The 26121-nt window shown below is 71.2% G+C and carries 24 protein-coding genes; 9 read left to right on the top strand and 15 right to left on the bottom strand.

The genetic code is table 11. The annotated features are described in order from the left end of the window. The first annotated feature begins 59 nt into the window (after positions 1-59). The 5 genes from ACGF5O_RS03685 to ACGF5O_RS03665 all read left to right on the top strand — a co-directional run bounded on the left by ACGF5O_RS03685 (position 60) and on the right by ACGF5O_RS03665 (position 5455). Positions 60-1427 carry an ABC transporter substrate-binding protein gene (locus tag ACGF5O_RS03685; protein ID WP_393808266.1) on the top strand — a complete coding sequence of 456 codons (1368 nt, stop codon included), beginning with the start codon at positions 60-62 and terminating at the stop codon, positions 1425-1427. Next, positions 1424-2359, top strand: a complete 936-nt coding sequence (locus ACGF5O_RS03680) for a carbohydrate ABC transporter permease (RefSeq protein ID WP_393808265.1) — start codon at positions 1424-1426, stop codon at positions 2357-2359. The genes ACGF5O_RS03685 and ACGF5O_RS03680 overlap by 4 nt, the downstream gene beginning before the upstream one ends. Further along, on the top strand, positions 2356-3201 hold the full coding sequence (locus tag ACGF5O_RS03675) for a carbohydrate ABC transporter permease (RefSeq protein WP_393808264.1): 846 nt from the start codon (positions 2356-2358) through the stop codon (positions 3199-3201). The genes ACGF5O_RS03680 and ACGF5O_RS03675 overlap by 4 nt, the downstream gene beginning before the upstream one ends. Continuing rightward, entirely contained in the window at positions 3198-4187 is a 990-nt protein-coding gene (locus tag ACGF5O_RS03670; RefSeq protein ID WP_362651815.1) for a zinc-dependent alcohol dehydrogenase family protein, read from the top strand. Before ACGF5O_RS03675 ends, ACGF5O_RS03670 begins: the two co-directional genes overlap by 4 nt. 89 nt (positions 4188-4276) lie before the next feature. After that, positions 4277-5455, top strand: coding sequence for a TerD family protein (locus tag ACGF5O_RS03665; protein WP_393808263.1), 1179 nt, complete (start codon positions 4277-4279; stop codon positions 5453-5455). A gap of 135 nt (positions 5456-5590) precedes the next feature. Here the strand turns inward: ACGF5O_RS03665 and ACGF5O_RS03660 are convergent, their stop codons facing one another. Continuing rightward, the gene (locus ACGF5O_RS03660) at positions 5591-6157 is read right to left on the bottom strand and encodes a TetR/AcrR family transcriptional regulator (protein ID WP_393808262.1); all 567 of its coding nucleotides are present in this window, start codon (positions 6155-6157) and stop codon (positions 5591-5593) included. Positions 6158-6320: 163 nt separating this feature from the next. Here ACGF5O_RS03660 and ACGF5O_RS03655 point away from each other — a divergent pair, with 163 nt between their 5' ends. Next, a complete protein-coding gene (locus ACGF5O_RS03655) occupies positions 6321-7766 on the top strand; it encodes an MFS transporter (RefSeq protein ID WP_393808261.1) in 1446 nt (481 codons plus the stop codon). A gap of 167 nt (positions 7767-7933) precedes the next feature. Here ACGF5O_RS03655 and ACGF5O_RS03650 read toward each other — a convergent pair whose 3' ends face one another. The 5 genes from ACGF5O_RS03650 to ACGF5O_RS03630 all read right to left on the bottom strand — a co-directional run bounded on the left by ACGF5O_RS03650 (position 7934) and on the right by ACGF5O_RS03630 (position 14663). Further along, positions 7934-8941, bottom strand: a complete 1008-nt coding sequence (locus ACGF5O_RS03650; protein ID WP_393808260.1) for a 1-aminocyclopropane-1-carboxylate deaminase — start codon at positions 8939-8941, stop codon at positions 7934-7936. Between the two features lie 14 nt (positions 8942-8955). After that, positions 8956-9603, bottom strand: coding sequence for a GntR family transcriptional regulator (locus ACGF5O_RS03645; RefSeq protein WP_393808259.1), 648 nt, complete (start codon positions 9601-9603; stop codon positions 8956-8958). Positions 9604-10038: 435 nt separating this feature from the next. Beyond that, positions 10039-11148: an LAGLIDADG family homing endonuclease gene (locus ACGF5O_RS03640; protein ID WP_393808258.1), complete on the bottom strand. Its 1110-nt coding sequence runs from the start codon at positions 11146-11148 to the stop codon at positions 10039-10041. A 214-nt stretch (positions 11149-11362) separates the two neighbouring features. After that, entirely contained in the window at positions 11363-12814 is a 1452-nt protein-coding gene (locus ACGF5O_RS03635) for an alkaline phosphatase PhoX (protein WP_393808257.1), read from the bottom strand. Positions 12815-13232: 418 nt separating this feature from the next. Further along, the gene (locus ACGF5O_RS03630; protein ID WP_393808256.1) at positions 13233-14663 is read right to left on the bottom strand and encodes a hypothetical protein; all 1431 of its coding nucleotides are present in this window, start codon (positions 14661-14663) and stop codon (positions 13233-13235) included. Between the two features lie 342 nt (positions 14664-15005). Between ACGF5O_RS03630 and ACGF5O_RS03625 the strand changes: the two genes are divergently transcribed. Further along, positions 15006-16832, top strand: coding sequence for an endonuclease/exonuclease/phosphatase family protein (locus ACGF5O_RS03625; RefSeq protein WP_393808255.1), 1827 nt, complete (start codon positions 15006-15008; stop codon positions 16830-16832). Between the two features lie 15 nt (positions 16833-16847). On the opposite strand, the gene ACGF5O_RS03620 is transcribed toward ACGF5O_RS03625, so the two are convergent. The 4 genes from ACGF5O_RS03620 to ACGF5O_RS03605 all read right to left on the bottom strand — a co-directional run bounded on the left by ACGF5O_RS03620 (position 16848) and on the right by ACGF5O_RS03605 (position 19541). Beyond that, positions 16848-17585 (bottom strand): SRPBCC domain-containing protein, encoded by a 738-nt coding sequence (locus tag ACGF5O_RS03620; RefSeq protein ID WP_393808254.1) that lies wholly within the window; start codon positions 17583-17585, stop codon positions 16848-16850. A 17-nt stretch (positions 17586-17602) separates the two neighbouring features. After that, positions 17603-18211, bottom strand: coding sequence for an ArsR/SmtB family transcription factor (locus ACGF5O_RS03615; protein WP_393808253.1), 609 nt, complete (start codon positions 18209-18211; stop codon positions 17603-17605). 93 nt (positions 18212-18304) lie between these two features. Beyond that, positions 18305-18667 (bottom strand): hypothetical protein, encoded by a 363-nt coding sequence (locus ACGF5O_RS03610; RefSeq protein ID WP_393808252.1) that lies wholly within the window; start codon positions 18665-18667, stop codon positions 18305-18307. Between the two features lie 157 nt (positions 18668-18824). After that, complete coding sequence (locus tag ACGF5O_RS03605) at positions 18825-19541, bottom strand: hypothetical protein (protein ID WP_393808251.1); 717 nt, start codon at positions 19539-19541, stop codon at positions 18825-18827. 344 nt (positions 19542-19885) lie between these two features. Here ACGF5O_RS03605 and dapA point away from each other — a divergent pair, with 344 nt between their 5' ends. Beyond that, positions 19886-20833, top strand: a complete 948-nt coding sequence (gene dapA, locus ACGF5O_RS03600) for a 4-hydroxy-tetrahydrodipicolinate synthase (protein ID WP_393808250.1) — start codon at positions 19886-19888, stop codon at positions 20831-20833. Between the two features lie 184 nt (positions 20834-21017). Here dapA and ACGF5O_RS03595 read toward each other — a convergent pair whose 3' ends face one another. Then, complete coding sequence (locus ACGF5O_RS03595; protein WP_393808249.1) at positions 21018-21764, bottom strand: phosphotransferase family protein; 747 nt, start codon at positions 21762-21764, stop codon at positions 21018-21020. A 129-nt stretch (positions 21765-21893) separates the two neighbouring features. On the opposite strand from ACGF5O_RS03595, the gene ACGF5O_RS03590 reads away from it, so the two are divergent. Next, the gene (locus tag ACGF5O_RS03590) at positions 21894-22109 is read left to right on the top strand and encodes a hypothetical protein (RefSeq protein ID WP_393808248.1); all 216 of its coding nucleotides are present in this window, start codon (positions 21894-21896) and stop codon (positions 22107-22109) included. Between the two features lie 112 nt (positions 22110-22221). Here the strand turns inward: ACGF5O_RS03590 and ACGF5O_RS03585 are convergent, their stop codons facing one another. The 4 genes from ACGF5O_RS03585 to dapD all read right to left on the bottom strand — a co-directional run bounded on the left by ACGF5O_RS03585 (position 22222) and on the right by dapD (position 26037). Further along, entirely contained in the window at positions 22222-23694 is a 1473-nt protein-coding gene (locus tag ACGF5O_RS03585; protein ID WP_393808247.1) for a sialidase family protein, read from the bottom strand. A 303-nt stretch (positions 23695-23997) separates the two neighbouring features. Continuing rightward, positions 23998-24204, bottom strand: coding sequence for a hypothetical protein (locus tag ACGF5O_RS03580; protein ID WP_393808246.1), 207 nt, complete (start codon positions 24202-24204; stop codon positions 23998-24000). Positions 24205-24372: 168 nt separating this feature from the next. Further along, complete coding sequence (locus ACGF5O_RS03575) at positions 24373-24648, bottom strand: hypothetical protein (protein WP_393808245.1); 276 nt, start codon at positions 24646-24648, stop codon at positions 24373-24375. A 399-nt stretch (positions 24649-25047) separates the two neighbouring features. Continuing rightward, positions 25048-26037: a 2,3,4,5-tetrahydropyridine-2,6-dicarboxylate N-succinyltransferase gene (dapD, locus tag ACGF5O_RS03570; protein WP_393808244.1), complete on the bottom strand. Its 990-nt coding sequence runs from the start codon at positions 26035-26037 to the stop codon at positions 25048-25050. Positions 26038-26121 lie beyond the last annotated feature (84 nt).

The following is a 26121-nucleotide window of genomic DNA, read 5'->3' as shown; positions in this document are numbered from 1 at the left end:
CCGAGGGCGCTCCACACCCATCAATGCCCCATATATCCCGATTCCTCCAGGAGCGATCCATGCGAACCCCGAGCCGACGGAGGCCGCGAGTCACCCTCGCCATGGTCGCCGCAGGGACGCTGCTCGCCCCGCTGCTCTCCGGCTGCTGGGTCGGTGCGGGCGGGTCCGGTTCCGGCGGCGACTCGATCAACGTGCTGATGGTCAACAACCCCCAGATGACGGAACTCCAGAAGCTCGCCCCGCGCTTCACCAAGGAGACCGGCATCAAGGTCAACTTCACCGTCCTGCCCGAGAACGACGTCCGCGACAAGATCAGCCAGGACTTCGCCAACCAGGCCGGCCAGTACGACGTGGCCACCCTGTCCAACTACGAGATCCCGATCTACGCCCGCAACGGCTGGCTGCACGAGATGGACTCCTACGTCGCGAAGGACCCGGGCTTCGACCAGCAGGACATCCTGCAGCCGATGCGCGAGTCCCTGACCGCCGACGACGGCAAGCTCTACGGCGAGCCCTTCTACGGCGAGTCGTCGTTCCTGATGTACCGCAAGGACGTGTTCGCGGCGAAGGGCCTGACGATGCCCGCGCACCCCACCTGGCAGCAGGTCGCCGACCTCGCCGCCAAGGTGGACGGCGCGCAGTCCGGGATGCGCGGCATCTGCCTGCGCGGCCTGCCCGGCTGGGGCGAGATGATGGCGCCGCTGACCACGGTGGTGAACACCTTCGGCGGCACCTGGTTCGACAAGGACTGGAAGGCGCAGCTGACCGGGTCCGGCTTCGAGAAGGCGACGAAGTTCTATGTCGACCTGGTCCGCGCGCACGGCGAGTCCGGCGCCCCGCAGTCCGGCTTCGCCGAGTGCCTCAACAACATGACCCAGGGCAAGACGGCCATGTGGTACGACGCGACCTCGGCGGCCGGTCTCCTGGAGGCGAACGGCTCCCCGGTCAAGGGCAAGCTCGGCTACGTCCCCGCCCCCGTGGAGCGGACCAGGTCCGCCGGCTGGCTCTACACCTGGGCCTGGGGCATCCAGAAGGCCTCCCGCAACCCCGACAAGGCCTGGAAGTTCGTCTCCTGGGCGTCCGGCAAGGAGTACGAGGACCTGGTCGGGCAGACCAGCGGCTGGTCCAACGTGCCGGCGGGCAAGCGCGCGTCGACGTATACGAACCCCGACTACGTGAAGTCGGCCGCGGCCTTCCAGGAGATGACCAAGGAGGCCATCGAGAGCGCCCGCCCGAACGACCCCGGCGTCCAGCCGCGGCCCGCGCCCGGCATCCAGTTCGTCGACATCCCCGAGTTCACCGATCTCGGCACCAAGGTCTCCCAGGAGATCAGCTCGGCCGTCGCCGGACGGCAGTCCGTCGACTCGGCCCTCAAGAAGTCCCAGCAACTCGCCGAGAAGATCTCCAAGGAGTACGAGGGACGATGACCGCGACGACAGCCCCCTACGCAGCGACACCCGCACGCGCCACGCGGCCGCCCTCCGCCCGCCTGCGCACCTGGGCCACCCGGGCCCCGCTCCTGCCCGCCCTGGTCTTCATGATCGTGGTGACCCAGCTGCCCTTCGTGGCCACGGTGGTCATCTCCTTCTTCGACTGGAACGCCCTCTACCCGAAGGCCCGGCACTTCGCCGGCGTCGACAACTACCGCCAGGTCCTCACCGACGCCGACCTGCGCCACTCGGTCTGGACGACCGTGCTGCTCACGGTGACCGTGGTGCTGGTCAGCCTGGTCCTCGGCCTCGCCCTCGCGCTGCTGCTGAACAACAGGTTCCGCGGCCGGGGCGTCGTCCGCACCCTGCTGATCGCCCCGTTCCTGGTGGTCCCGGTGGCCGCCGCCCTGCTCTGGAAGCACGTCCTCTACAACCCCGAGTACGGCCTGCTCAACGGCCTGTTGCACTACGTCGGCGGGCCGCAGCCCGACTGGATCTCCAACACCCCGCTGCCGGCCGTGGAGGCCGCCCTGGTGTGGCAGTGGACGCCGTTCATGATGCTGATCCTGCTCGCCGGGCTGCAGAGCCGGGATCCCGAGCAGCTCGAGGCCGCGCGGGTGGACGGCGCGGGCGAATGGCAGATCTTCCGCCACCTGACCCTGCCGCACCTGCGCCGCTACCTCGAACTCGGCGCCCTGCTCGGATCGATCTACATCGTCCAGAACTTCGACGCGGTCTTCACCATCACGTCCGGGGGCCTCGGCACCGCCAACCTCCCGTACACCGTCTACCAGAACTTCTACCAGGCCCACGAGAACGGCCTCGCCTCGGCCGCCGGCGTCCTGGTGGTCATCGGCTCGATCATCATCGCGACCTTCGCCCTGCGCGTGGTGTCGTCCCTGTTCCGAGAGGAGGCGTCCCGCGCATGAGCAGCCTCGCCCTACGTGTCGGCAAGCACCGGGGCCGCAGCATCGGCCTGGTGGCCTGGCTGGTCGGCATCGTCTTCTTCTTCCCCATCGCCTGGATGGCGCTGACGTCCTTCCACTCCGAGGCGGACGCGGCGACCAACCCGCCCTCCTTCGGCGCCGCCCTCACCCTGGACGGCTACCGCGAGTTCTTCGGCGCGGGCGGCGGCGCGAGCCCCTGGCCGGCGCTGGTCAACTCGGCGGTGGCGTCGATCGTCTCGACGCTCTTCGTCCTCGTCCTGGCCTTCCCGGCGGCCTACGCGCTGTCGATCCGGCGGGTCAAGAAGTGGACGGACGTCCTGTTCTTCTTCCTCTCCACCAAGATGCTGCCGGTCGTGGCCGGCCTGCTGCCGATCTACCTGTTCGCGAAGAACACCGGGATGCTGGACAACATCTGGTTCCTGGTCATCCTCTACACCTCCATGAACCTGCCGATCGCGGTGTGGATGATGCAGTCCTTCCTCGCCGAGGTCCCGGTCGCCGTCATCGAGGCGGCGCAGATCGACGGCGCCCGGCTGCCGACGATCCTCGCGCGCGTGGTCGCCCCGATCGCCCTGCCCGGCATCGCCGCCACCTCGCTGATCTGCTTCATCTTCAGCTGGAACGAACTGCTCTTCGCCCGAGTCCTGACGGGCGTGGTCGCCGAGACCGCCCCCGTCTTCCTGACCGGCTTCATCACCAGCCAGGGCCTGTTCCTGGCCAAGGTGTGCGCCGCGTCGCTCGTCGTCTCCCTGCCGGTGCTCGCCGCGGGGTTCGCCGCCCAGGACAAGCTGGTCCAGGGCCTGTCGTTGGGAGCCGTGAAATGAAGGCCGCCGTCATCGAGTCCGTGGGCCGTGCCGTCGTCACCGAGGTCCCCGACCCGGCACCGGGCCCCCGCGAGGTCGTGGTGGAGGTGGCCGCGTGCGGCCTGTGCGGCACCGATCTGCACATCCTCCAGGGCGAGTTCGCGCCCAAGCTGCCGATCGTGCCGGGCCACGAGTTCGCCGGCGAGGTGGTCGGCGTCGGCTCCCAGGTCACCGAGGTGGCGATCGGCGACCGGGTCGCGGTCGACCCGTCCCTGTACTGCCACGAGTGCCGCTACTGCCGGGACGGCCACAACAACCTCTGCGAGCGCTGGGCGGCGATCGGCGTGACCGTGCCGGGCGGCGCCGCGCAGTACGCCGTCGCCCCCGTCGCCAACTGCGTGAAGCTCCCCGAGCACGTCCGCACCCAGGACGCGGCCCTGGTCGAGCCGCTGTCCTGCGCGGTGCGCGGCTACGACGTCCTGAAGTCGAGGCTGGGCGCGCACGTGCTCATCTACGGCTCGGGGACCATGGGCCTGATGATGCTGGAGCTGGCCAAGCGGACCGGCGCGGCGAGCGTCGACGTGGTCGACCTGAACCCGGCCCGCCTGGAGACCGCCCACCGGCTGGGCGTCTCGGCGACCGCCGCGAACGCGGACGAGCTGGACCGGCCGCGGGGCTGGGAGGTGGTGATCGACGCGACCGGGAACGCGGCGGCGATCCAGGACGGCCTGGGCCGGGTCGCCAAGGCCGGCACGTTCCTCCAGTTCGGCGTCGCCGACTACGCGACCCGGGTGACGATCGACCCGTACCGCATCTACAACCAGGAGATCACCATCACCGGCTCCATGGCCGTCCTGCACAGCTACGAGCGGGCGGCGGAGCTGTTCGCCAACGGGGTCCTGGACCCGGAGGTCTTCATCAGCGACCGTCTGCCGCTCGACAGCTACCCGCAGGCGCTGGAGCAGTTCGCGGCGGGCGTGGGGCGGAAGATCGTCGTGGTGCCGTAGCGGTCGTCGTGATGCCGTGGAGACCGTGGTGCCGTGGAAGTTTAAGGGAACGGTAAAGCGGGGTCGTTCGTTCACCCGGCATGACAGCTATGACCCCTGGCTCGAACATCCCTCTGCCGGTCTCCCGGGTGGCGGTGGACGTCTCCGCCCCCGTGCGGCTCGACGTGTCGGGCCTGCTGCTCACGGGCGACGGCAAGGTGCGCTCCGACGACGACTTCATCTTCTACAACCAGCCCAGCGGCCCGGGCGTGACGTACCGCTCCGGCGGCGGTACGGCCCCGGACGCGATCACCGTCGACACGGCGGCCGTGCCGCCCGGCATCGAGAAGATCGTCGTCACCGCGAGCCCCGACGCCGCAGGCCAGACCTTCCAGGGCATCGAGCCGACGGCCACGGTCCGCAACGCGGACGACGGCTCGGTGCTGGCCACCTTCACGCCGCCGCAGCTGGGCACGGAGACGGCCCTGGTGATCGTGGAGATCTACCTGCGCAACGGCGCGTGGAAGGCCCGCGCGGTCGGCCAGGGGTACGCCAACGGGCTGGCCGGCATCGCCACCGACTTCGGCGTGACGGTGGAGGAACCGGCTCCGGCCGCTCCCCAGCCGGCCGTCCCCCAGCCGGCGGCTCCCACCGTGGTGGCCCCGCCCGCCGCTCCCCCGATGCCGCCCGCACCGCCCGCCCCCGGCGCCGGGAAGATCAACCTCGACAAGGGCCGGGTCAGCCTCCAGAAGAACCAGACCGTGTCCCTGGTCAAGGGCGGCCGTCCGCTGCTCTCCCAGGTCAAGATGGGCCTGGGCTGGGAGCCGGCGTTCCGGGGCAAGGACATCGACCTGGACGCGTCGGTCATCGCGTACGGCCCGCAGCGCAACCACATCGACAGCTGCTACTTCGGCAAGCTGTCCATCCTGGGCGGCGCGATCAAGCACTCGGGCGACAACCTCACCGGTGAGGGCGGCGGCGACGACGAGGTGATCGCGGTGGACCTCGGGCGGATCCCCCCGGAGGTCACCGGCCTGGTCTTCACCGTCAACTCCTTCTCCGGCCAGAAGTTCACGGAGGTCGCCAAGGCCTACTGCCGCCTGCTGGACGCCGCGTCCGGCGAGGAGCTGGTCCGCTTCGACCTCACCAGCGCCGAGGCACAGACGGGCGTGATGATGGCGAAGCTGGTCCGCCAGTTCTCCGGCGAGTGGGACATGACCGCGATGGGCTCCTTCGTGAAGGCCCGGACGGTACGGAACATGGTGAAGCCGGGGGCGGAGGCGCTCTGATCCACTTGGCTGCGGGCAGTCGTGCCTCCCCCAGTGCCTTAAGGGCCTGGGGGACCCCCAGGCGGCACGGGTGGGCGCAGCGGCACCCTGCCAGCGCAGGTGAGCGCACCCCACCCCTGCCCCAGCCCCGTGCAGCTACGGCCGCAGACCCTCCGTCAGCAACGCCAGATACCGCCGGATCCCCCGCCCCTGCCCGTCGGCCAGTTCCGAGGCCGTGGCCAGACCGTGTGCCAGCCGCAGGAGTTCGATCGGCTCGATGTCCGGGCGCAGGGTCCCCTCCTTCTTCGCCGCGTCCACCAGGCGGGTGGCGGCGCCGCGGACCGTGACGCCGCAGGCCGTGACCGTGACGGAGCTGCCGTCCGTGACGGCGGAGCCCAGCAGGGTCTTCAGGCCGCGCACCTGGATGGTGGCGAGGCACAGTTCGTTCAGCCACTCGGTCAGTGCCGCGCCCGGCGCGAGCTCCGCGGCGAACTCGTCGGCCTTCGCGGCCAGCCCCTCCAGCCGGTCCACGAACGCGGCCTCCAGCAGCGCCTGCCGGGTCGGGAAGTGCCGGTAGAGCGTGCCGGATCCGACGCCCGCCCGTTTGGCGATGTCGTCGAGCGACGCGTTCTCACCATGCTCGGCGAAGGCCTCGACGGCGACCTTCAGCAGCCGCTCGTAGTTGCGGCGGGCGTCCGCACGCATGGGCCTGACCTGCGTCATCCAGTTACTCCTTGCGAACCGGGGACTCTCTCCGTATCTTATCGAAGACTAAACGGAGAGAGTCCCCGCTTATTGTCGTGTGCTGCGTGTGTGCGCCACGGGCAGTCCACCTGCCCGTACTTCACCATGCCCGCGCCGGGGACGCACAGACCGGGAGAACCTCATGTCCGCCCCGTCCAGCCCGTCCGCCCCGTCCACCGCCGCCGCCCCGCCGGACTCCGCGCACCCCGTCAGGCTCGGCACCGCCCTCCTCGTCATCGTCACCGCCTACATGATGGTCGGCGTCGACGCCACCGTCGTCAACGTCGCGCTGCCCGACATCCAGCAGGGCCTGGGGTTCAGCCGGACCGGCCTGTCCTGGGTGCTCAACGCCTACACCCTCGCCTTCGGCGGCCTGCTGCTGCTCGGCGGGCGCGTCGGCGACATCGTCGGCCGCCGTCGCACGCTCGGCGCCGGAGCGCTGCTGTTCGCGCTGTCCTCGCTGCTCGGCGGGGTCGCCGCGGAGGGCGGCTGGCTGCTCGCGGCGCGGGCCTTACAGGGCGCCGGCGCCGCGCTGATCGCGCCCAGCACCCTGGCCCTGATCACCACCAACTTCCCCCCGGGCCCGCGCCGCCACCACGCCCTGAGCGTCTACTCCTCCGTGGCCGGCATCGGCGGCTCCGCCGGCCTGGTCCTGGGCGGCATGCTCACCTCCTGGGCCTCCTGGCGCTGGGCCCTGCTCATCAACGTGCCGATCGGCATCGCCCTGTTCGTGGCCCTGCCCCGGTTCGTCGCCGAGACCCCGCGCCACGCGGGCCGCTTCGACCTCGCGGGCGCGCTGACCGGGACGGCCGGGATGACCTCACTGGTGTACGCGTTCATCCGGGTCTCCGAGGACGGCTGGACCGACACCCGGTCCCTGCTCGGCTTCAGCTGCGCCGTCGCGCTGCTCCTCGGCTTCACCCTGGTCGAGTCCCGGGCCGGCCAGCCGATCATGCCGCTGCGGCTGTTCGCCGACCGGGACCGGGCGGGCGGCTATCTCACCCTGATGCTGCTGCCCGCGGGCATGTTCGGCGCCTTCTACTTCCTCACCCTCATCTGCCAGCAGGTCCTGGAGTACAGCCCGTTGCGCGCCGGGTTCGCGTTCCTGCCCATGACGCTGGCCATGTTCACGATGGTGCGGCTGCTGCCGAAGCTGCTGGGCCGCTTCGGTGCCAAGCCGATCCTGCTGACCGGCATCACCCTGCTCGTCGCCGCCGGCGGCTGGCTGTGGCGGCTGCGGCCCGGCGACGGCTACGCCGCCGGGCTGCTCGGTCCGCTGCTGCTGCTCGGCGTGGGCGTCGGCCTGAGCTTCATGCCGCTCAACGCGACGATCCTCGCCCGCATCGGGCCGCGGGAGGCGGGTGCCGCGTCCGGCCTGCTGCAGACCTTGCAGTGGCTGGGCGGCACCCTCGGACTCGCCGTCCTGGTCACGGTCTACGGCACGGCGACCCGCCACGCGACGGGCACTCCGGCCGACATCCTCACCCACGGCGCGGCCCGCGCCTTCGGCATCGGGTCACTGGTCGCGGTGGTCGCGCTGCTGGTGGCGGGGTTCGTCATCACGACGCCGCGGAAGCAGGCGGATTAGCTGCGCACGCTGTGCGGGCCGTGCGTCGGCCGCCGGTGAGTGGGGGCTGGTCGCGCAGTTCCCCGCGCCCCTGAAGGGGCGCCCACCGCGCTGCCCTGCTTTTAGGGGCGCGGGGAACTGCGCGACCGGCCACGACGGCGCCGCACCCGCCCACCGGCGCACACCGGCTAGAACAAGGCGCTGTAGGCATTCAACGCGGGCTGTCCGCCCAAGTGGGCGTACAGCACCGTGGAGTCGGCGCCGATCTCGCCCCGCTCCACCAGGTCGACCATCCCCGCCATCGACTTCCCCTCGTACACCGGGTCGGTGACCATGCCCTCGGTGCGGGCGGCCAGCCGCATCGCCGCGAGGGTGGTGTCGTCCGGGACGCCGTAGATGCCGGCGTGGTAGCGGTCGTCAAGCTCCACGGTCAACTCGCCCTTGACCCCGATGAGTTCGCCGGTGCGCCGGGCTATCCGGGCCACCTGCTCGCGGGTCTCTGCGGGCTTGGCCGACGCGTCGATGCCGATCACCCGGCGCTCACGGCCGCCCGCCTCCTCAAGCGCGGCGAACCCCGCGACCATGCCGGCCTGCGTCGACCCGGTCACCGAGCAGACGATCACCGTGTCGAAGAAGACACCCAACTGCTGCTCCTGCTCGGCGACTTCGTACGCCCAGCCGGCGAAGCCGAGGCCGCCGAGCGGGTGGTCGGAGGCGCCGGCCGGAATGGCGTACGGCTTGCCGCCGGACTCCTCGACCTCGCGCAGCGCCAGCTCCCAGCTCTCCTTGAAGCCGATGCCGAACCCGGCCCGGACCAGGCGTACGTCCGCCCCGGCCAGCCTGCTGATCAGGATGTTGCCGACCTTGTCGTAGACCGAGTCCGGCCACTCCACCCAGCTCTCCTGCACCAGCACGCACTTGAGCCCGGCACGGGCGGCCACGGCGGCGACCTGGCGGGTGTGGTTGGACTGCACCCCGCCGATGGAGACGAGGGTGTCGCAGCCCTTGGCGAGCGCGTCCGCGACCAGGTACTCCAGCTTGCGCGTCTTGTTCCCGCCGTACGCGATCCCGGAGTTGCAGTCCTCCCGCTTGGCCCACAGCGCGGCGCCGCCGAGGTGGGCGGTGAGGCGCTCCAGGGGATGCACGGGCGAGGGGCCGAAGAGGAGGGGGTAACGGGCGTAGGAGGAAAGGGACATGGAAGCTCCTGGGGTCAGTCGGGGTCGGCCAGGTCGGCCAGGCTGCGCCAGATCTCCGCCGTGACCCGGACCGCCGCCTCCGTGTCACCGGCGGCACACGCCGCGATCAGCCGTTCGTGCAGGCCGGCCGAGCGGCAGGAGCCGCCCTCGCCGAAGCGGCGGCGCTCCAGGCGGCGGATGAGCGGGGTGTAGCGGGCCACGGTGGCGGCCGCCGCGCGATTGCCGGCCACCCGGACCAGGACGTCGTGCAACTCGTCGTCGGCGCGCAGGGCCCCGTCCACGTCACCGGCCTGTACGGCGGCGGCGAACTGGACGTTGGACACCCGCATCAGATCCAGGTCGACGTCCCGCAGCAGGGGCACGGCGGCCCGCGTGACCAGTTCGTGCATGGCCCCGACCACGGCCGCCGCGTCCCGTACCTCGGCGGCCACGACCGGCGTGACCCGGGTGTAGCTCTGCGGCTTGCTCTCCAGGAGCCCCTCGTCGACGAGCCGCGCGAACGCCTCCCGCACCGGCGCCCGGGACAGCCCGAGCCGCTCCGCGAGCTCGGCGTCGCGGACCACCGCGCCCGGTTCGATGTCCCCGGCGACGATGGCGTCCCGGATCGCGGTGTAGGCGCGGTCACGGAGCAGGGTGCGGGCGACGGGTCGTAGGGCCTCCATGAACTGAAATGTTAGATGTCAGTTTGCCGCACAGGCAAGAGTCAGTGGACGAGCCATCACCTCGACCGCAAACCAACTCCAGGAACCGGCGGCGCGGTATCTGCTATCGTTCAACCTCGCCTACTTCATATTTCACGGTTTGATCTTCACCTCCATGCCTGGTGCGCAGAGCTTCGCGAGCTCCTCCTGATCTCAGACATGAGGCCCTCCTTCAACACATCTGGATGGCACTCGTGCTCGAATTTCACGTCAAAGCCTCGGGGGACGTGGCGTACCTCATCGTCGCGCTGACCGCAGCAGCACTCTGCTCCCGCAAGGAGCTTTCCAAGGCAATCCTCAAGTGGATTAGCGTCCGGAAGTAACCAATCACCCGCGCATAGAATCAGAGCAAACCACCTGAGAGCTATTCCGGCAGTAGCACTGCCGGAATAGCTTTCAGCCAGCGCCTAAAACAAGGCCATCCACCAGGAACAGCCCAGAAGGACTCACTGTGACGCCGTACACAGGGCGGGCACCGGTCGAAGAAACGTCCTTGACGCGGTCCAGAGCCACCGCCTTGTCGTATCCATGCATCTCACTGCTTGCTGGGGAAACGTGCCCTACGGCGCTCACCAGTTCCTTCAACCTGCTCGCCTTGTAACCGATACGAAGATCCAACATCCCCGCGAGACGGACGAGCGCGATGGCCCGCGAAACCTCCACGATGTAGATCGGCCGCCGACTCACGACCACATAGCCGTTGACCGTGTGGCCTCGCTTCTTCAGTCGCTTGTCAACACGAAGCCTATTGACGATCCCGAACCGCATGAGCGCATCAGAAACTTGCCTCGCCAGCACAGGCGATACGGTGGCGAACTCGATGGAGCCATGCAGGGTCCCCTTCGGGTTCACTCGCAGACGAACACAACCATCAGTGTCAATCAGTCCTGAGAGACAACCGACCCAGAAGTCGTGACTCAACCGTTGGTCGGGCAGTTGTTTCTCGTCGCACCGCTGCCCCCACACACTGAAGTGCCGAAGGCGGTCCGTGAGCGGATTGCGATGACCCAGCCGGAACGGGAAGCGAAGACGCACAATCGTTCCCTGCGGAATCTCCCGCACGCCGCACTCGTTTTCTGCCGCGAACTCACGCATGAACTGCACGGCGCCATCCAGTGGATCCCCATGGAACTCCGGAGTGCAGGACGTCATACCCCCGTCACCGAGCATGGCACCGACGAAATATCCTTCGCGGGACTGCCCCTCCGCGCCAAAGTAAGCAGCAGCCAATGAGAGTGGCACTCGATCACCCGGCACCAGGGCTTCCGTCGTTTTCCATTCCCATGACCGGCGCCCAGTCCGCCTTTGCGTCATCCATCGCTGATCCAGCGCGGATTCAATCACCTTGCCGGAAACGAAAATGATACGACGTACTTCGCGTACGGTGCCGCCGTACCAGCTCCCAGGAAACCCTGGAACTACCTCGCCGACGAGATGATCCCTTGGCCCCTGGTTCGCACCGTACCGGACGGGCCTGGTATCCCATTCCTTGCTGAAGGAAAGCACAGGGAGACGTCTTGCAACTACCTCCTCGATAGCTCGCGTGGAGCCGTCGGGAAGCCACACCCGAGAACCCTCGGAAATCCCTCCCTGTGCTTTCCCGGCCAAAATCCCGCCCCCGTCTCGACCAACAACCGGCATGCGAGACAGAACATATTCTGCAGCGGGAGAATGTTCAGTAGATCGAGTCGGGATCACCCGTTCGAGCTATTCAACGGTTTCAGAGCTTCTGGCGCTTCCAGGGCCCCGTGATCGCGAGCATGATGCCCGGGGTCTGGATGTTGGCGTACAGGGTCCGGCCGTCGGGCGAGAAGGTGACGCCGGTGAACTCGCTGTACTCGGGCTCGTCTTCGGTGCCGATGTTCAGCTCGTTGCGGGCGATGGGGTAGGTACGGCCGCTGTCGGTGGCGCCGAACAGGTGCTGGAGGCCCTCGCCGTCCTCGGCGATGACCAGGCCGCCGTACGGGGAGACGGTGATGTTGTCCGGGCCGTCGAAGTTGCCCTCCACGGACGGGTCGGGGTTGACGCCGATGCGGACCTTGAGCGTGAGGGTGCGGCGCTTGGGGTCGTAGAACCACACCGAGCCGTCGTGCTGGACGGGGCTCTCCGCGCGGGCGTAGGAGGAGATGATGTACACGCCGCCGTCGCCCCACCACATGCCCTCCAGCTTGCGGGCGCGGGTGACCTGGCCGGTGGTGAACTGCTTGCGGACGGAGGTGGTCTTCGCGTCGCGGTCCGGTACGTCGATCCAGTCGACGCCGTAGACCGTGCCGATCTTCGTGGCGCGGGAGAGGTCGTCGACGAACTGGCCGCCGGAGTCGAAGCACTTGAACGCCTGGAGCGTGCCGGCGTCGTCGGCGAGGGTGCGCAGCCTGCCGCGCCCGTGGTGGAAGTGCTCGGGCGGGGTCCAGCGGTAGAGCAGACCGTTCGGGTTGGAGGCGTCCTCGGTCAGGTACAGGTGGCCGCGCCTGGGGTCGACGACGACGGCCTCGTGGGCGTAACGGCCCAGCGCCTTGAGGGGCTTGGGGTTCCGGTTGGCCCGGCGGTCCTCGGGGTCGACCTCGAAGACGTAGCCGTGGTCCTTGGTGAAGCCGTTGGTTCCGGTCTTGTCCTCGGTCTCCTCGCAGGTGAGCCAGGTGTCCCAAGGGGTGTTGCCGCCCGCGCAGTTGGTGGCGGTACCGGCGATGCCGACCCACTCGGCGACGTGTCCGCCGGGGCGGACCTCGACGACCGTGCAGCCGCCGGCGGCGGCCGGGTCGTAGACGAGGCCCTCGGTGAGCGGAACCGGGTACGGCCAGTTGGCTCGGGGGCCGGCCAGCTCGTGGTTGTTGACGAGGAGGGTGGCGCCGCGCGGGCCGTCGAAGGTGGAGGTGCCGTCGTGGTTGGAGGGGGTGAACTCGCCCGACTCCAGCCTGGTCCTGCCGCTGTACGTGATGATCTTGTACTTGAAGCCGGCGGGGAGCGCGAGGATGCCGTCGGGGTCCTCGACCAGCGGCCCGTAGCCGACACCGCCGTGCCCGTGCCCGTGCGCCGACCCGGCCGCCTCGGTCTCGGTCTCGGTGGCGGCGAGGGCGTTCGGGGCGGTGGCGAGCGCGCCGACGCTGCCCGCCAGCGCGACACCGGCACCGGTGATCGCGGATTTCGTCGTGAAGTCCCTGCGGGTGAGCGACATGGTGTCTCCTGTGACGGTCGGAGTGCCGTGGAGGGTGGCGGACCTCAACTCGGCGCACACGCTCCCGCCCACCCCTGAACTCCGGTTGAACGCAGGGCGACATCGCGGTCGTCTGTTCCATGAATCCGTAAGCCCGGCCCCACGCCCGCCCAAAGCACCGCCCAAGAACACGCCACGGAGGGCGACTTCTTCCCGGGCCGGCCTTGTTCCCGCCGCAACGGCGCTCAGCCCAGGCGGCGGTGCCCGGCGGTACCCGGCGGTTCCCGTCCACCGCACGCCCCATCGCATCGGCGCCCACCGCAGCGTCGCGCCCCGCCGCATCCCCTTTTCCCGCCGCGACGGCGCCCAGCCGGACACACCGCATCCGGCGGTGCCCGGCCTCCGCGCGCCCCGCCCCTTAGCCCCGCCCCTTCGGCCCCTACCCCCCGTGCTGCGACCGCGCCTTGAACGCGGCCTTGCGGGCCTCCTTGGCCACCCTCTTGTCCGGGTGGAGGCGGCCCATCGCTTCGAGGACGTCGGCCGTATCGGGGTGGCCGACCCGCCACGCCTCGGCGAAGAAGCCGCCGTGCTGCTGGGCCAGGCCCTCCACCAGCGCCTGGAGCTCCTCGGAGTTCCCCTCGGCGGCCAGCTGTGCGGCCACCGTGTCGATGGTCAGCCAGAAGATCATGTCCTGGGACGGCGCCGGCACGTCGACGGCGCCGCGTTCGGCCAGCCAGACCCGCGCCAGGCCGCCCAGCTCGGGGTCGTCGAGGACCTCACGGAGGGCGGGCTCGGCCTCGGCGCCGAGCAGGGAGAGCGCCTGCTGGCAGCGGAGCCGCCGCAGCGGGGCGCCCGCGTCCGCGCCGCGCGCGGCGGCCAGCAGCTCCCGGGCCGCGGCGAGGGACTCCCGGCGGGCCAGCCACTGCTCGGTCTCGGCCTGCGCGGCCCCCTGCGGAAACGCCGCCGTGCCGTCGAGCAGCGCGTCCGCGCCCTTGTCGGCGAGCTCCCCGACCGCCGGCGCCGCGAACCCGGCCTCCAGCAGCCGCGCCCGCAGCCCGTACGCGCCGAGCGGGGTGAGCCGCACCATGCCGTAGCGGGAGACGTCGGCCTCGTCGACCGGTCCCGCCGCCGGCTCCTCCTCCGCGTCGGCCATCAGCGCCTCGTCGACCGGCTGGTACTCCACAAGGCCGACCGGCTCCAGCAGGCGGAACTGGTCGTCGAGCCGCATCATCGCGTCGGAGACCTGTTCGAGGACGTCGTTGGTCGGCTCTCCCATGTCGCTGGGCACGATCATCGACGCGGCGAGCGCGGGCAGCGGCACCGGCGCCTCGCCGGGACCGCCCTCGCTCACGGTCAGCAGGTACAGGTTGCCGAGGACGCCGTCGAGGAAGTCCGCCTCCGCCTCGGGGTCCCAGCCGAGTGACGAGAAATCGACCTCGCCGCCCTCGTCGAGCGCGTCGACAATCCCGTCCAGGTCGGGCACGCTCGCGTCCGCGATCACGGTCTCCAGCGCGGCCTGCCACACCGCGAGCACGTCGTGCGGCGAGCCTCCGGTGAGCAGCGCCAGCTCCTCCCCCGCCGCCACCGTCCCGGCCTCCTCGTCGGCGATCTCGACCAGGCCGGCGTCCACGGCGACCCGCCAGGCCTCACCGGCGTAGGCGACGGCGTCCTCCCCGGTGAGCCCGAGCGCCTCGGCGGCGGCCGGAAGCTGCTCCTCGACCAGTTCGCCACCTGCGTCCACGCGGGTGTCGGGGCCGGCCCAGCGGGCGAGCCGGGCGGCCCGGGTGAGCAACGGCGTGGACAGCGCGGCGTGCGCCAGCTCCGCTTCGGAACGCAACCGCACCGGGGGCAGGGGGGCGCTGTCAGACATCGGCTGGTTCTCCTCGGACGCCGCAACGGTCGTACGGCTACATGGACACCGTATCGACGGCCGTACGACCACCTGGACGCCGTACGACTCAGCCGCTCAGCCTAGACGGATTTCCACCCATGCCGCCCGGTTCATCTCCCCGCCCGGCCCCGTACATGGCTGAAACCTTGACAACTGCCGTGGCCAGGCAGGAGATTGACGCGCGTAGAAATAGGGGGGACAACTGTTCACTCGACATCTACGCGTGTCATATCCGCGTCGCATGACATACATGAACGTGTCATGAACGCTCCATAAACCGCCCTCGTCCCGGCGCTTCCGTATGTCCCCGGAGGGATTCCCTTGCCGAGCAGGTCTTCCGCGCGTCTCGCCGCGCTCACCGTCGCCGCCGTCTGCAGCGCGGCCTCCACCGTCGCCCTCACCTCGCCCGCCCAGGCCGACGGGCTGCGCATCCACGACGTCCAGGGCACCACGCGCACCTCGCCGTACGCCGGCCAGAAGGTGACGGACGTGCCCGGCATCGTCACGGGTACGCGCACCTACGGCTCCTCCAGAGGTTTCTGGCTCCAGGATCCGACGCCGGACGACAACCCGGCCACCAGCGAGGGCGTCTTCGTCTTCACCAGCTCGACCCCGAAGGTCGCGGTCGGCGACTCCGTCACGGTCACCGGCACGGTCTCCGAGTACGTCCCGGGCGGCGCCTCCACCGGCAACCAGTCGCTGACCGAGATCACCAAGCCGACGGTCACCACCGTCTCCACCGGCAACGCGGTCCCGGCCCCGGTCGTGATCGACAAGAAGTCGGTGCCGAGCGCGTACACCCCGGCGGGCGACCCGGCCGCGAGCAACTCGGTCAACGGCCTGACCCTGCAGCCGAAGAAGTACGCCCTGGACTACTACGAGTCCCTTGAGGGCATGAACGTCCGGGTCGAGAACGCCCGCGTGGTCACCGCCACCGACCCGTACGCCGAGCTGTGGGTCACGGTGAAGCCGCACGAGAACCGCACCAGCCGCGGCGGCTCGCTGTACCGCTCCTACCGCGACCAGAACACCGGCCGCCTGCAGATCCAGTCCCTCGGCTCGACCGCGGACTTCCCGGCGGCGAACGTCGGCGACACCCTGACCGGCGCCACGACCGGCCCGATGGACTACAACCAGTACGGCGGCTACACCCTGGTCGCGAGCACGCTGGGCACCCTGAAGAGCGGTGGCCTGCAGCGCGAGACCACGAAGAAGCAGTCGCACGGCCAACTGGCGGTGGCGACCTACAACGTCGAGAACCTCGACCCCTCCGACGGCACCTTCGCCGCGCACGCGTCCGCGATCGTGAACAACCTCCAGTCGCCCGACATCGTGTCCCTGGAGGAGATCCAGGACAACAACGGAGCGACGGACGACGGCACGGTCGCCGCCGACGTGACGGTCAACAAGCTGATCGACGCGATCGTCGCGGCCGGCGGTCCGAAGTACCAGTGGCGTTCCATCAACCCGGTCAACGACCAGGACGGCGGCGAGCCCGGCGGCAACATCCGCCAGGTCTTCCTGTTCAACCCGGAGCGGGTCTCCTTCGTCGACCGCGCGGGCGGCGACTCCACCACCGCGGTGGGCGTCACCAAGGTGCACGGCAAGGCCCAGCTGACGGCCTCCCCCGGCCGTGTCGACCCGGCGAACTCCGCCTGGACGACCAGCCGCAAGCCGCTCGCCGGTGAGTTCGTCTTCCAGGGCAGGACGGTCTTCGTGATCGCCAACCACCTGAACTCCAAGGGCGGCGACCAGGGGCTGACCGCGCAGTACCAGCCGGTGGTGCGCAGCTCGGAGACCCAGCGCCACGCGCAGGCGACGCTGGTCAACGCGTTCGTCCGGAGCATCCTCGACGTCCAGAAGGACGCCGAGGTCATCGCGCTCGGCGACATGAACGACTTCGACTTCTCCGGCACCACCAAGATCCTGGAGAGCCACGGCGCGCTCTGGTCGGCGATCCAGTCGCTGCCGACCAAGGAGCGCTACACCTACGACTACCAGGGCAACGAGCAGGTCCTGGACCAGATCCTGATCAGCAAGCAGATCCGCGGCAAGGGCGACTTCGAGTACGACAGCGTGCACATCAACTCGGAGTTCCACGACCAGATCAGCGACCACGACCCGCAGGTGCTGCGCTTCCGCCCGTAACCTGTCGCAGGCCGCTCAGGACTGGCTGAACACCCCGTTCAGCCAGTCCTGCCAGGCGGTCTCGTTCGCGTCGGCGTCGGCGTCCGGCGCGAAGTCGTGGACGCTGATGCCGACCGGGGCGCCCCAGTGGTTGCGCCCGAAGAACCTGATGAGGGCGTCCTCGGTGCGCAGTCCGACGAAGTACGGGTCGCGGTAGTCGACCACCGCCTCAAGCGCCCGCCCGCCCGGCCCCCGGACGCTCGCCTTGGTGCCCGCGGCCAGGTCGTCCGGCAGACCGAGGGCGCGGCCCACGGCGGTGAAGGCGTCCGGTGCCTGGGACGCCTCCGGCCCGTTCAGCTGGGCGAAGGTCACCGGCCGTGGCGCGAAGCGGGTGAGGTACTCACGCAGGGTGTGCAGGTAGAAGTCGGTGTGCCGGCTCGCACCGTCGTACTGGTTGTCCCAGTCGTCGGTGAAGATCCCGCTGTGCACGTAGCGCACCCAGGCGCGACGGCCGCCGTCGCGCTCCTCGATGACGTGCTCCAGCTGGTTGGCGCTCTGCGTGGGGAAGCCGACGTCCTCGCTGCGGGTGACCAGGTGGTGCGGCGGGTCGTAGGCGGCGACGGTGGACCCGAAGGCCGCCGTGCCGCCCACCCGGGGCTCGGGCGGCTGCATCGGCCACAGATAGCCGCCGGTCCCGTTCGTGATCGCCTCCCACACCTCGCCGGGTGTGGCGTCGACCTCGAACTCGCGGGCGATCTCGAATTCCTTGGACATGATGGGGCTCCTGCCGCCTACTGTTCCAGCTCGGGGGTGGGCCGGTCCTTGACCGTGGGATGGACGGCGACCACGATCCGGTGGTCCCGGCCGCCTTCCGCGTCGGGTGCGTCGTACTTGCGGATGAGCGCGCTCACACCCGCCGTCAGCTCCTGCACGAAGGCCGCGCGGTCGGCGGCGGAGGCGAAGCGGACCTCGCCGTCCAGCGCGTAGGTCGCCAGCCGTTTGCGGGCCTTGTCGGCCCCGCTGACCAGCATGCCGACGTCCCGCACCAGGCGCGCGCCGAGCGCGAGCAGCCAGCGCGCGGAGAGTTGGTCGCGGAACCGGTCCGGGTCCGGCTGTACGGCGGGCAGCGCGGCCGGCGAGATGACGTACGACGCGGCGGTCGCACGCATCAGCCGCTCGGTGACGTTGCCCTTGCGCCGCTCGCCGGCCAGCTCGACCAGGCCGTGCCGCTCCAGCGTCTTCAGGTGGTAGTTCACCTTCTGCCGGGGCAGCCCGATCCGGCCGGCCAGCATCGCGGCCGACGCGGGCGCGCCGGCCAGTTCGGCGAGCAGCCTGGCCCGTACGGGGTCCAGCGAAACGGCCGCTGCCTCGGGGTCCTCGATCACGGTGACGTCCAGCATGGCCCCACCGTCTCACCGAAAAGTTTTTTTGTCCATGTGAACGGAATTTTCGGTGACGGCGGGCGGGACGGCAGAGCGGAGCCCCTGCGCCGCTCAGCGACGACGACTTCGGCGCAGCCCGCCCACCGCCACGGCGGTGAGGACGACGGCGGCGACGGCCCCGGGCACCGCGACACCCCGGACACCCCGGACACCCCGGATACCCCGGATGCCCCGGATGCCCCGGATGCCCCGGCCAGCGGGCCGTGCGCCACCGCCCCCGACGGCGTACTGCGCCTCACCGGCCTTCTCCGAGACGAGCCGACCCGTCCGCCCCGTCCACGCCGCCCGCACCACGCGCCCGCGGGCCTGGCGGCCGGCCCTGGCCGCACCCTCGCGCAGCCGCGCGGTCAGCGCGCCGGCCTTGTCCCCGAGGTCTGCGACGCGGGACCTGGTACGGCCACCGGCTCTCGCCACCAACGCGTCGGCGGCGCCGGTCAGTCGGGGCCCCGCTCCCCTCCCATGTGCCCCACGTGCCCCACGTGCGGTCCTCTTCGCCATCGGTGCCGCCCTTCCCGGTCTCGTCGGCGTCCGCGCCGCTCGCGAACCTTGCGGGTACCCGGGCCGCCGGCGCTCAGCCCTGCTCGCCCCGTCCGCCCCGGTCGCCCCGGTCGCCCCGGTCGCCGAGCCGGGCCAGCTGGCTCTGGAACCAGTCGAGGCGGGCCTGCAACAGAGCTGCCTCCGCGACCAGTTCGGGCACCCCGAAGCCCTCCCCTGCCTCCGCCTCCACCGCCGGACGGCCGTCACGACCCCCCGCACCCCCGGCGATCACCCGCAGCCCCTGCCCCGCCAGCCTGGCGAACCCGGCGAGCGAGACGGACGCACGCGCACGTACGCAGCCCGCGCAGGAGGCCGCCAGGGCACGCCAACCGGGCCTGCCCCAGCCCGCGTCGGCGAACGCGACGGCCGGCGCACCGCAGGCACACGGTCCCACGGTCGCGGTCCGCACCCGCTGCCGGGCGTAGCGGAAACCGCGCTCGAATCGGATGTACGCGCCGAGGACGGAGACTTCGAGCAGTACGGCCGCCCGGTGCTCGGCGGTGCACAACAGGGCCTCGGCGACATCGCGTTCGTGCACGCAGTGGAAGCCGCAGTCGCACAGCCGCGCGGGCGGGCGATGCCGTCGGCCGTAGACGCAGGACGCGTCGTCCAGCACCCCGTACGGCAGCGCGCCGCCCAGCGACACACCGGTGAACCCGGCCCGCGCACCGTCCTGGGACAGCATCGGGTGGGCGATCTTGTAGCCGGTCGGCGGCTCCGTCGGCCGTTCCGCCGGGAGCCACCACCTCATCGGGCGGCCGCGGCCTCTTCGGACGCGCCCCGGGCTTCACGGACCTCCCGAGCCCGCTGAACCCCCTGAACCTCTTGGCTCTCTTCGGAGAGTTCGGGTACGTCGTCGTGAACGAGCGGCCGCTCCTCAGCGACCCCGGTGGCCAGTGCCTTGCCCAGCCTCATGGCGCCTCCCAATGACCCATGACCTGCCGTCGATGACCGTCCGGCCCATAGTGGCCCATGAGGGGCGGAGTTGGACACAGGGCCTCGGACGCCCGACGACTCGACGGCTTAGCATTGCTAAGCCGTATCACGTAGAAGAATTAAGTAGAGCTAAGCTTTCGTGCCGCCGAGACTACTCCCATGACGAACCCACACGGCACCGTCCGTCGGCCCCGCCCCTTCGGCCGCACCCTCTGCGCGATGGTCACCCCCTTCACCGAAGCGGGCACGCTCGACCTCGACGGCGCGCGGCGGCTGGCCGCGCATCTGGTGGCGGAGGGCTGCGACGGCCTGGTGCTGAACGGCACCACAGGCGAGTCGCCGACCACGACGGACACGGAGAAGGCCGAGCTGATCGCGGCCGTCCGCGCCGCGGTGGGAGAGCGGGTCCCGGTGGTGGCGGGCGTGGGCACCGCGGACACCCTGCACACCGTCGAGCTCACGCGCGCGGCCGAGAAGGCGGGCGCGGACGGCGTCCTGGTGGTGTCGCCGTACTACAGCAGGCCCCCGCAGGACGCTCTGGAGGCACACTTCCTCCAGGTGGCCGACGCGAGCGGGCTCCCGGTGATGCTGTACGACATCCCGGGCCGTACCGGCACCCGGATCGAGCCGGAGACACTGGTCCGGCTCGCCGCGCACCCCCGGATCGTGGCCGTGAAGGACTGCTCGTACGACTTCCTCGGCACCCAGAAGGTGCTGGCGCGCACGGACCTGGCGTACTACGCGGGCTGCGACGAGCACATCCTCGCCCTGTACTCGGTGGGGGCGGCCGGCTGTGTGAGCACGGTGGCCAACGTCGTCCCGTCCCGGGTCGCCGCGATCCTGGACGCGTTCGACGCGGGCGACACCACCCGGGCCGCCGAACTCCAGCTGCGGGCCACGCCGTTGATCGAGGCGATGACGGCCGCGGGCCTGCCGGGCACGGTCACGGCGAAGGCACTGCTCGCCGGGCTCGGCCTGCCGGCCGGCCCGGTACGGGCACCGCTGCAGGCCGCCGACCGGGAGACGGCGGCCCGGCTGCGGGCGGTGTGCGAGGAGCACGAGGAGCACGAGGAATACGAGGAGTTCGCCGAGCCGGCTGCCGGCTGATCGGCACTCGGCGCTCGGCGCTCGGCGCTCGGCGCTCGGCGCTCGGCGAAGTCCCGGAGTCCGCGGTGCCGCGTGCGGGGCCGGCGTCACCATGGCCATGGTCTCCCTGGGCAGGCGATGCGCTCGCGGAGACGGCCTGCCCGATGCGCCGGGAGGCACCCGGGGCAGTCGGGCCCGCGCGGCCTCACATCCGGGATTTCAGCACGTCCACCTCGCAGCCCGGAGCGAACGGGTCGAAGCCGTGCTCGGCCAGCCAGCGAACCCCCAGCAGGCTTCGCGTCGACCACCACGCACGGATCACGTCGAGGTCGACGCCGGTGCCGTAGCCGGCGATGACGTCGCCGAGGTGCTCCTCGTGCCCGAGCGTGAGGGTGGCGAGGTCGAACAGGGCGTCGCCCCGGCCCGCCTCGGACCAGTCGATGATGCCGGTGACCTCGTCGCCGTCGACGAAGACGTGCTCGATCTGCAGGTCGCCGTGCGTGAACGCCGGGGTCCACGGCCGGAGCGCGGCCTCGGCGATCCGGCGGTTGCGGGTGACCAGGTCGGCGGGCAGGAGGCCGTTCGCCACGAGCAGCTCGCACTCGCCGTCGAGTTCCGCCGCCAGCTCGTCGGGGCCCCGGCGGCGCCGGCCGGTCCAGGGCGGCAACGGCGCGTCGTGCAGCCTCCGGACGGCGGCACCCGCCCGGGCCCAGGCCGTCGGCGACGCGGTCGACGGCTCGCCGAGGCGGCCGAGCGCCGTACCCGGGACCGCGGTGATCGCGAGCACGGGCGGCTTGCGCCACAGGACCCGCGGGGTCGGGACCGGCGCCAGGGCCATCGCCTCGACCTCGACGTCGATGCGGGCCTGATCGGCGTCCACCTTCAGGAACACGTCGCCCACGCGCAGGGTCGCGCGCTCGGAGTGGGCGACGACGACCTCGACCTCGTCCATGGCGGCCAGTATCCCGGGACACCGGTTCAGCAGTGTCACCCGATTGGCGCAGCATGGCGTGCCACCCGGATGGGTGAAGATCAGGCTGGCTAGTGCCCCAATCGAGGCAATCCCTGCAGGGGGAACCACATGCGCATTCGACGAATCCTCGCCGCCTGCATCGCCACGGCAGCCCTCGCCGGGCTCGGCCTCACAGGCGCCGCCACCGCGACCGCCGCCACCGCGAAGGGTGCCCCGTCCTATGTCACCCCTTCCCAGTGCAAGCAGGGCGGCGGAACTCCCGCGATCAACGAGGCGGGCAACTACTGCAAGGGCGGGACGCACAACGGCGAGCAGGTCGACTGAACCCGCGAAGGCGCCCCGCAGCCACGCGCCGCGGGGCGCTCCCGCGCGACCGCGGGCGTGGGCCTCAGGCCTCAGGCCTCAGGCCTCAGGCCTCAGGCGGCGTGCGCGTCGGTCAGCGGGTGCGGAAACTGCCGCTGTACACGTCCGTACGGTTCTGTGGTGCGCCGGAGTTGGTCTCGGTGAGCACCGCCCGAACCCCCTTGCCGTCCGCCGCCAGGCCCTGGTAGTCGCCGAGGAAGTAGCCCCCGGCGAAGGGCGCCTGGAGCCAGTCGAAGACCCGGGAGATCCGTCGTTCGGTCCGGAGCCTCGGGTTTCCGTGCTGCAGCGTGGCCAGTTGGTAGGCGGTGGGCAGGGTGGTGGTGTTGCCCGGCGTGAGGAAGCGCAGGTCGTAGTAGGTGAGCGCGACCGTGCCCTGCTCGGTGACCGCGATCGAAGGCGAGAAGGCCGGAACGCCCCCGGGGCTGATCAACTCCGGCCTCCCCCAGGTGCGTCCGCCGTCGGTGGACCGCGCGAGCTGGACGGAGTCGAACTTCCCACCGGAGAAGTCCGAGCCCTCGTAGGCCATGTACAGCGTGCCTGTCCTGGGGTCGACGGCCGGGCTCGGCAGAGTGGTCCCGTCGCGCAGCAGTTTGGCGGGGTCGTTCGGGTCGACCTCCGGTACGGAGGTGTCCCGGGCCACGGTGACCGGGGCGCTCCAGGTCTCTCCGGCGTCGGTCGAGGTGACCACCTGGTAGTGGGCCTCGACGACGGTGGTCAGGTCGTCGGCGTAGGTGATCCGGTCGAAGAAGTCGTACAGGGTGCCGGTGCGCCGGTCGACGACGATCTGATGGCCGATGGTCTGGGTGTCGGGCACGGCGCCGGTGTCGACGAACGGCCGGGCCTCGCTCCAGGTGCGGCCCCCGTCGCGGGTGAGGGAGATGAAGCCGGGGCCGTCGAGGGAGCCGGGTCCTGGCGGGTCGTTGTCGAGGCGGTTCCAGACCTGGTAGGCGGTGCCCTTGCGGACCGGGTCGGCGGTGAGTGAGGGCTTGTCGTTGAAGAACGGCTGCTCGTCGACGTGCGTGGTGGTGAGGTTCCGCCAGGTACGGCCGCCGTCGCGGGAGGTGGCTGCCAGGAGGGCGGTGCGCGTGCTCTTCGTGAAGTCGACGCCCTCCCCGCCGGCGTAGACCGTGCCGTCCGGTCCGGTGCTCACCCAGGGGTCGGTGGCCCGTTCGTAGTCCGCGCCACCGGGGGCGCACAGGCTGAACGGCAGCATGCTCCGGTGGAAGGTCCGGCCGTCCGTGGTCCAGCCGGCCGCCAGGCCACGGGCGCCGCCGTCGTTCCAGCGGTCCTGCTGGAACACGGTGACCACGCGCCTCGGGTCACGCGGATCGACGGACACGTACGGCTCGACCTCGGTGCCCGGGTAGACGACGCTGTCGGGGGACCTCGCCCCGACGGTGCACCTCGCGTACGGGTCGCCTTCGGACACCCTGACCAGTGGTGTCCCGTCGGCGTCCCGGACCGCTGCGGCGGGAGTCGCGCCGGTGCCCGTGACGAGCAGGAGCGCGGCGGCGGTGGCGGCGGTCAGCGGCAGGAAGACGCGCATACGGGATCTCCTCCGGGCCTGTCGGCCGGGATCGGGGCGGCCAGGGGCGCGGAGGTGTACCGCAACGCGAGGGTGGGGGCCGACTCCGCCTGGTCCCTTTCGGCGTTGCGGCCGGTGCCCTTGATGGGCCGAACGACGGAGTCGTCCCCGGGGCCGTCGCGGAGCACGGCGGAGCCGACCGGCGGGTGCACCGTGCCGGTCGGCTCCTCGGTGGTTGCTGCTACGGCGCCGTCTCGTACGGGAAGTCGGACCACCGCCCCGGGCGCGCCGGCCGGACCGTTCGCCCCGCCGTACGCCGACCGGTCAGGTGATCGCCTGCGTGGTCCCGTCGGGCAGCGTGCAGACGTAGCCGGCGTAGGGGCGTGCGACGACCTGGCCGCCGACGGCCGTGCAGTCGTCCCTGGTGATGTTCGGAGACGAGGCGGCCCCGACGCCGGCGGCGCCGACGGCGCTCACGAGGCCAAGGGTTGCCGCGGCCAGGGCGAGGCCCAGGATTCTTCGCATACGCATGACTTCCTCCTCCTCGCAGGCGCCTTCGTCCGGCCTTCGGGAAGGACGGGTCTCAAGACGACGGCGCCCTCGTCCCCAGCATGGGCGCTCAGCATGAGGCCCGCGAGGCACGGCCGGGGCCCGAGAAGGGGACGGGCGACGGTAGCCGGCGGGCGGCCGCGCCGTCCTCTAGCGCGGTTCGTGGGCCGCCGCCCGGCAGGCAGCGGTCGCGGCGCCGCCCGCCACTCCGGCCCCGGTCAGCCCGCTCACACAACTCTGCAGGTCCCCGGAGACGCCACGGCCGCAGGCCGCCGTCACGGAGTCGGAAACGGTGGCACCGGCCAGTTCGGCCATCCGCGTGCAGGCGGGGATGTCCGCCCGGGCCGCTGGAGCGGCGAGGACCACTCCGCCGAGGGTGAGGCTCAGGCCGGTGAGAGCACCGGCGATACGGGTCGACGTGCGCATGGGATGCACCTGCCTTCCGGGCTGGTCGCGCGGTCCCGGGCCGGATCCACGCGGTGGGGCCGCCCGGCGACGCTCGGTGAGTGGTGCCCCGGCCGGCGGACGCACGAGCTGACCGCACGCTTCCGCGCCGCACCCGCCGGCCCGGACGGAACACACCCGACTCGCCGCTCACGGGCCCCTCACTCCAGCGTCCCATCCTCTCCCCCGCCCGTCCTGGGCACCCGGGGGGAGCGCCGCACCGAGTGACTGCGACCGCACGAAGCGCGGTAGGCGGGCCGACGTCCCGCCCCGAGGAAAGCGGTGAGCGCCCTCCCCGGGCCGTTGTCGGGCCGTGGAGGGCGCTCAGCGATGACCGGCATCGACGGGGCGGCCGCAGCGCGGGCCACGGGCCGCCGTGCGTCAGTTGTGGCTGTGCAGGATCTCGTTCAGCCCGCCCCACACCGCGTTGTTCGGGCGGGCCTCGACGGCGCCGGAGACCGAGTTGCGGCGGAAGAGGATGTTGGAGGCGCCGTTCAGCTCGCGGGCCTTGACGATCTGGCCGTCGGGCATGGTGACGCGGGTGCCCGCGGTGACGTACAGGCCGGCCTCGACCACGCACTCGTCGCCGAGGGCGATGCCGACGCCCGCCTCGGCGCCGATCAGGCAGCGCTCGCCGATGGAGATGATGACGTTGCCGCCGCCGGACAGCGTGCCCATCGTGGAGGCGCCGCCGCCGATGTCCGAGCCGTCGCCGACCACGACGCCGGCCGAGATGCGGCCCTCGACCATGGAGGTGCCGAGCGTGCCGGCGTTGAAGTTGACGAAGCCCTCGTGCATGACGGTGGTGCCCTCGGAGAGGTGCGCGCCGAGGCGGACCCGGTCGGCGTCGGCGATGCGCACGCCCTTCGGGACGACGTAGTCGGTCATCCGCGGGAACTTGTCGACCGAGGTGACCTGGAGGTGCAGGCCCTCGGCGCGGGCGTTCAGCCGGACCGTCTCGATCTCGTCGACGGCGACCGGGCCGAGCGAGGTCCAGGCGACGTTGGCGAGGAAGCCGAACTGGCCCTCCAGGCTCAGGCCGTGCGGCTTGACCAGCCGGTGCGAGAGCAGGTGCAGGCGCAGGTAGACGTCGTGGGCGTCGATCGGCTTCTCGTCGATCGAGGCGATGACCGTACGGACCGCGACGACCTCGACGTTGCGGCGGGGGTCCGGGCCGATCGCCTGGGCCGCACCCTCGCCGAGGAGTTCCACCGCCCGCTCGGCGGAGAGCGTCTCGGTGCCGGCCGGGCCGGGCTCGGCGACCAGTTCGGGAGCGGGGAACCAGGTGTCGAGAACGGTGCCGTCGGCGGCGAGGGTGGCGAGGCCGGCGGCCACGGCGCCGGTGGTGCGAAGAGCAGTCGTGTCGGTCATGAGGGCAACCTAACCGGCCGGGGGCCGGGGAGGCGAACCAGCGTGCGGGGCGTCTCAGGGGACGGTCCGTGAAGACGCGCCGGG

The sequence above is a fragment of the Streptomyces sp. NPDC048291 genome (genome assembly GCF_043201715.1).
GTDB lineage: Bacteria > Actinomycetota > Actinomycetes > Streptomycetales > Streptomycetaceae > Streptomyces.
The sequence above is the reverse complement of the archived record's forward strand: the minus strand, read 5'-3'. Positions and strand labels throughout refer to the sequence as shown.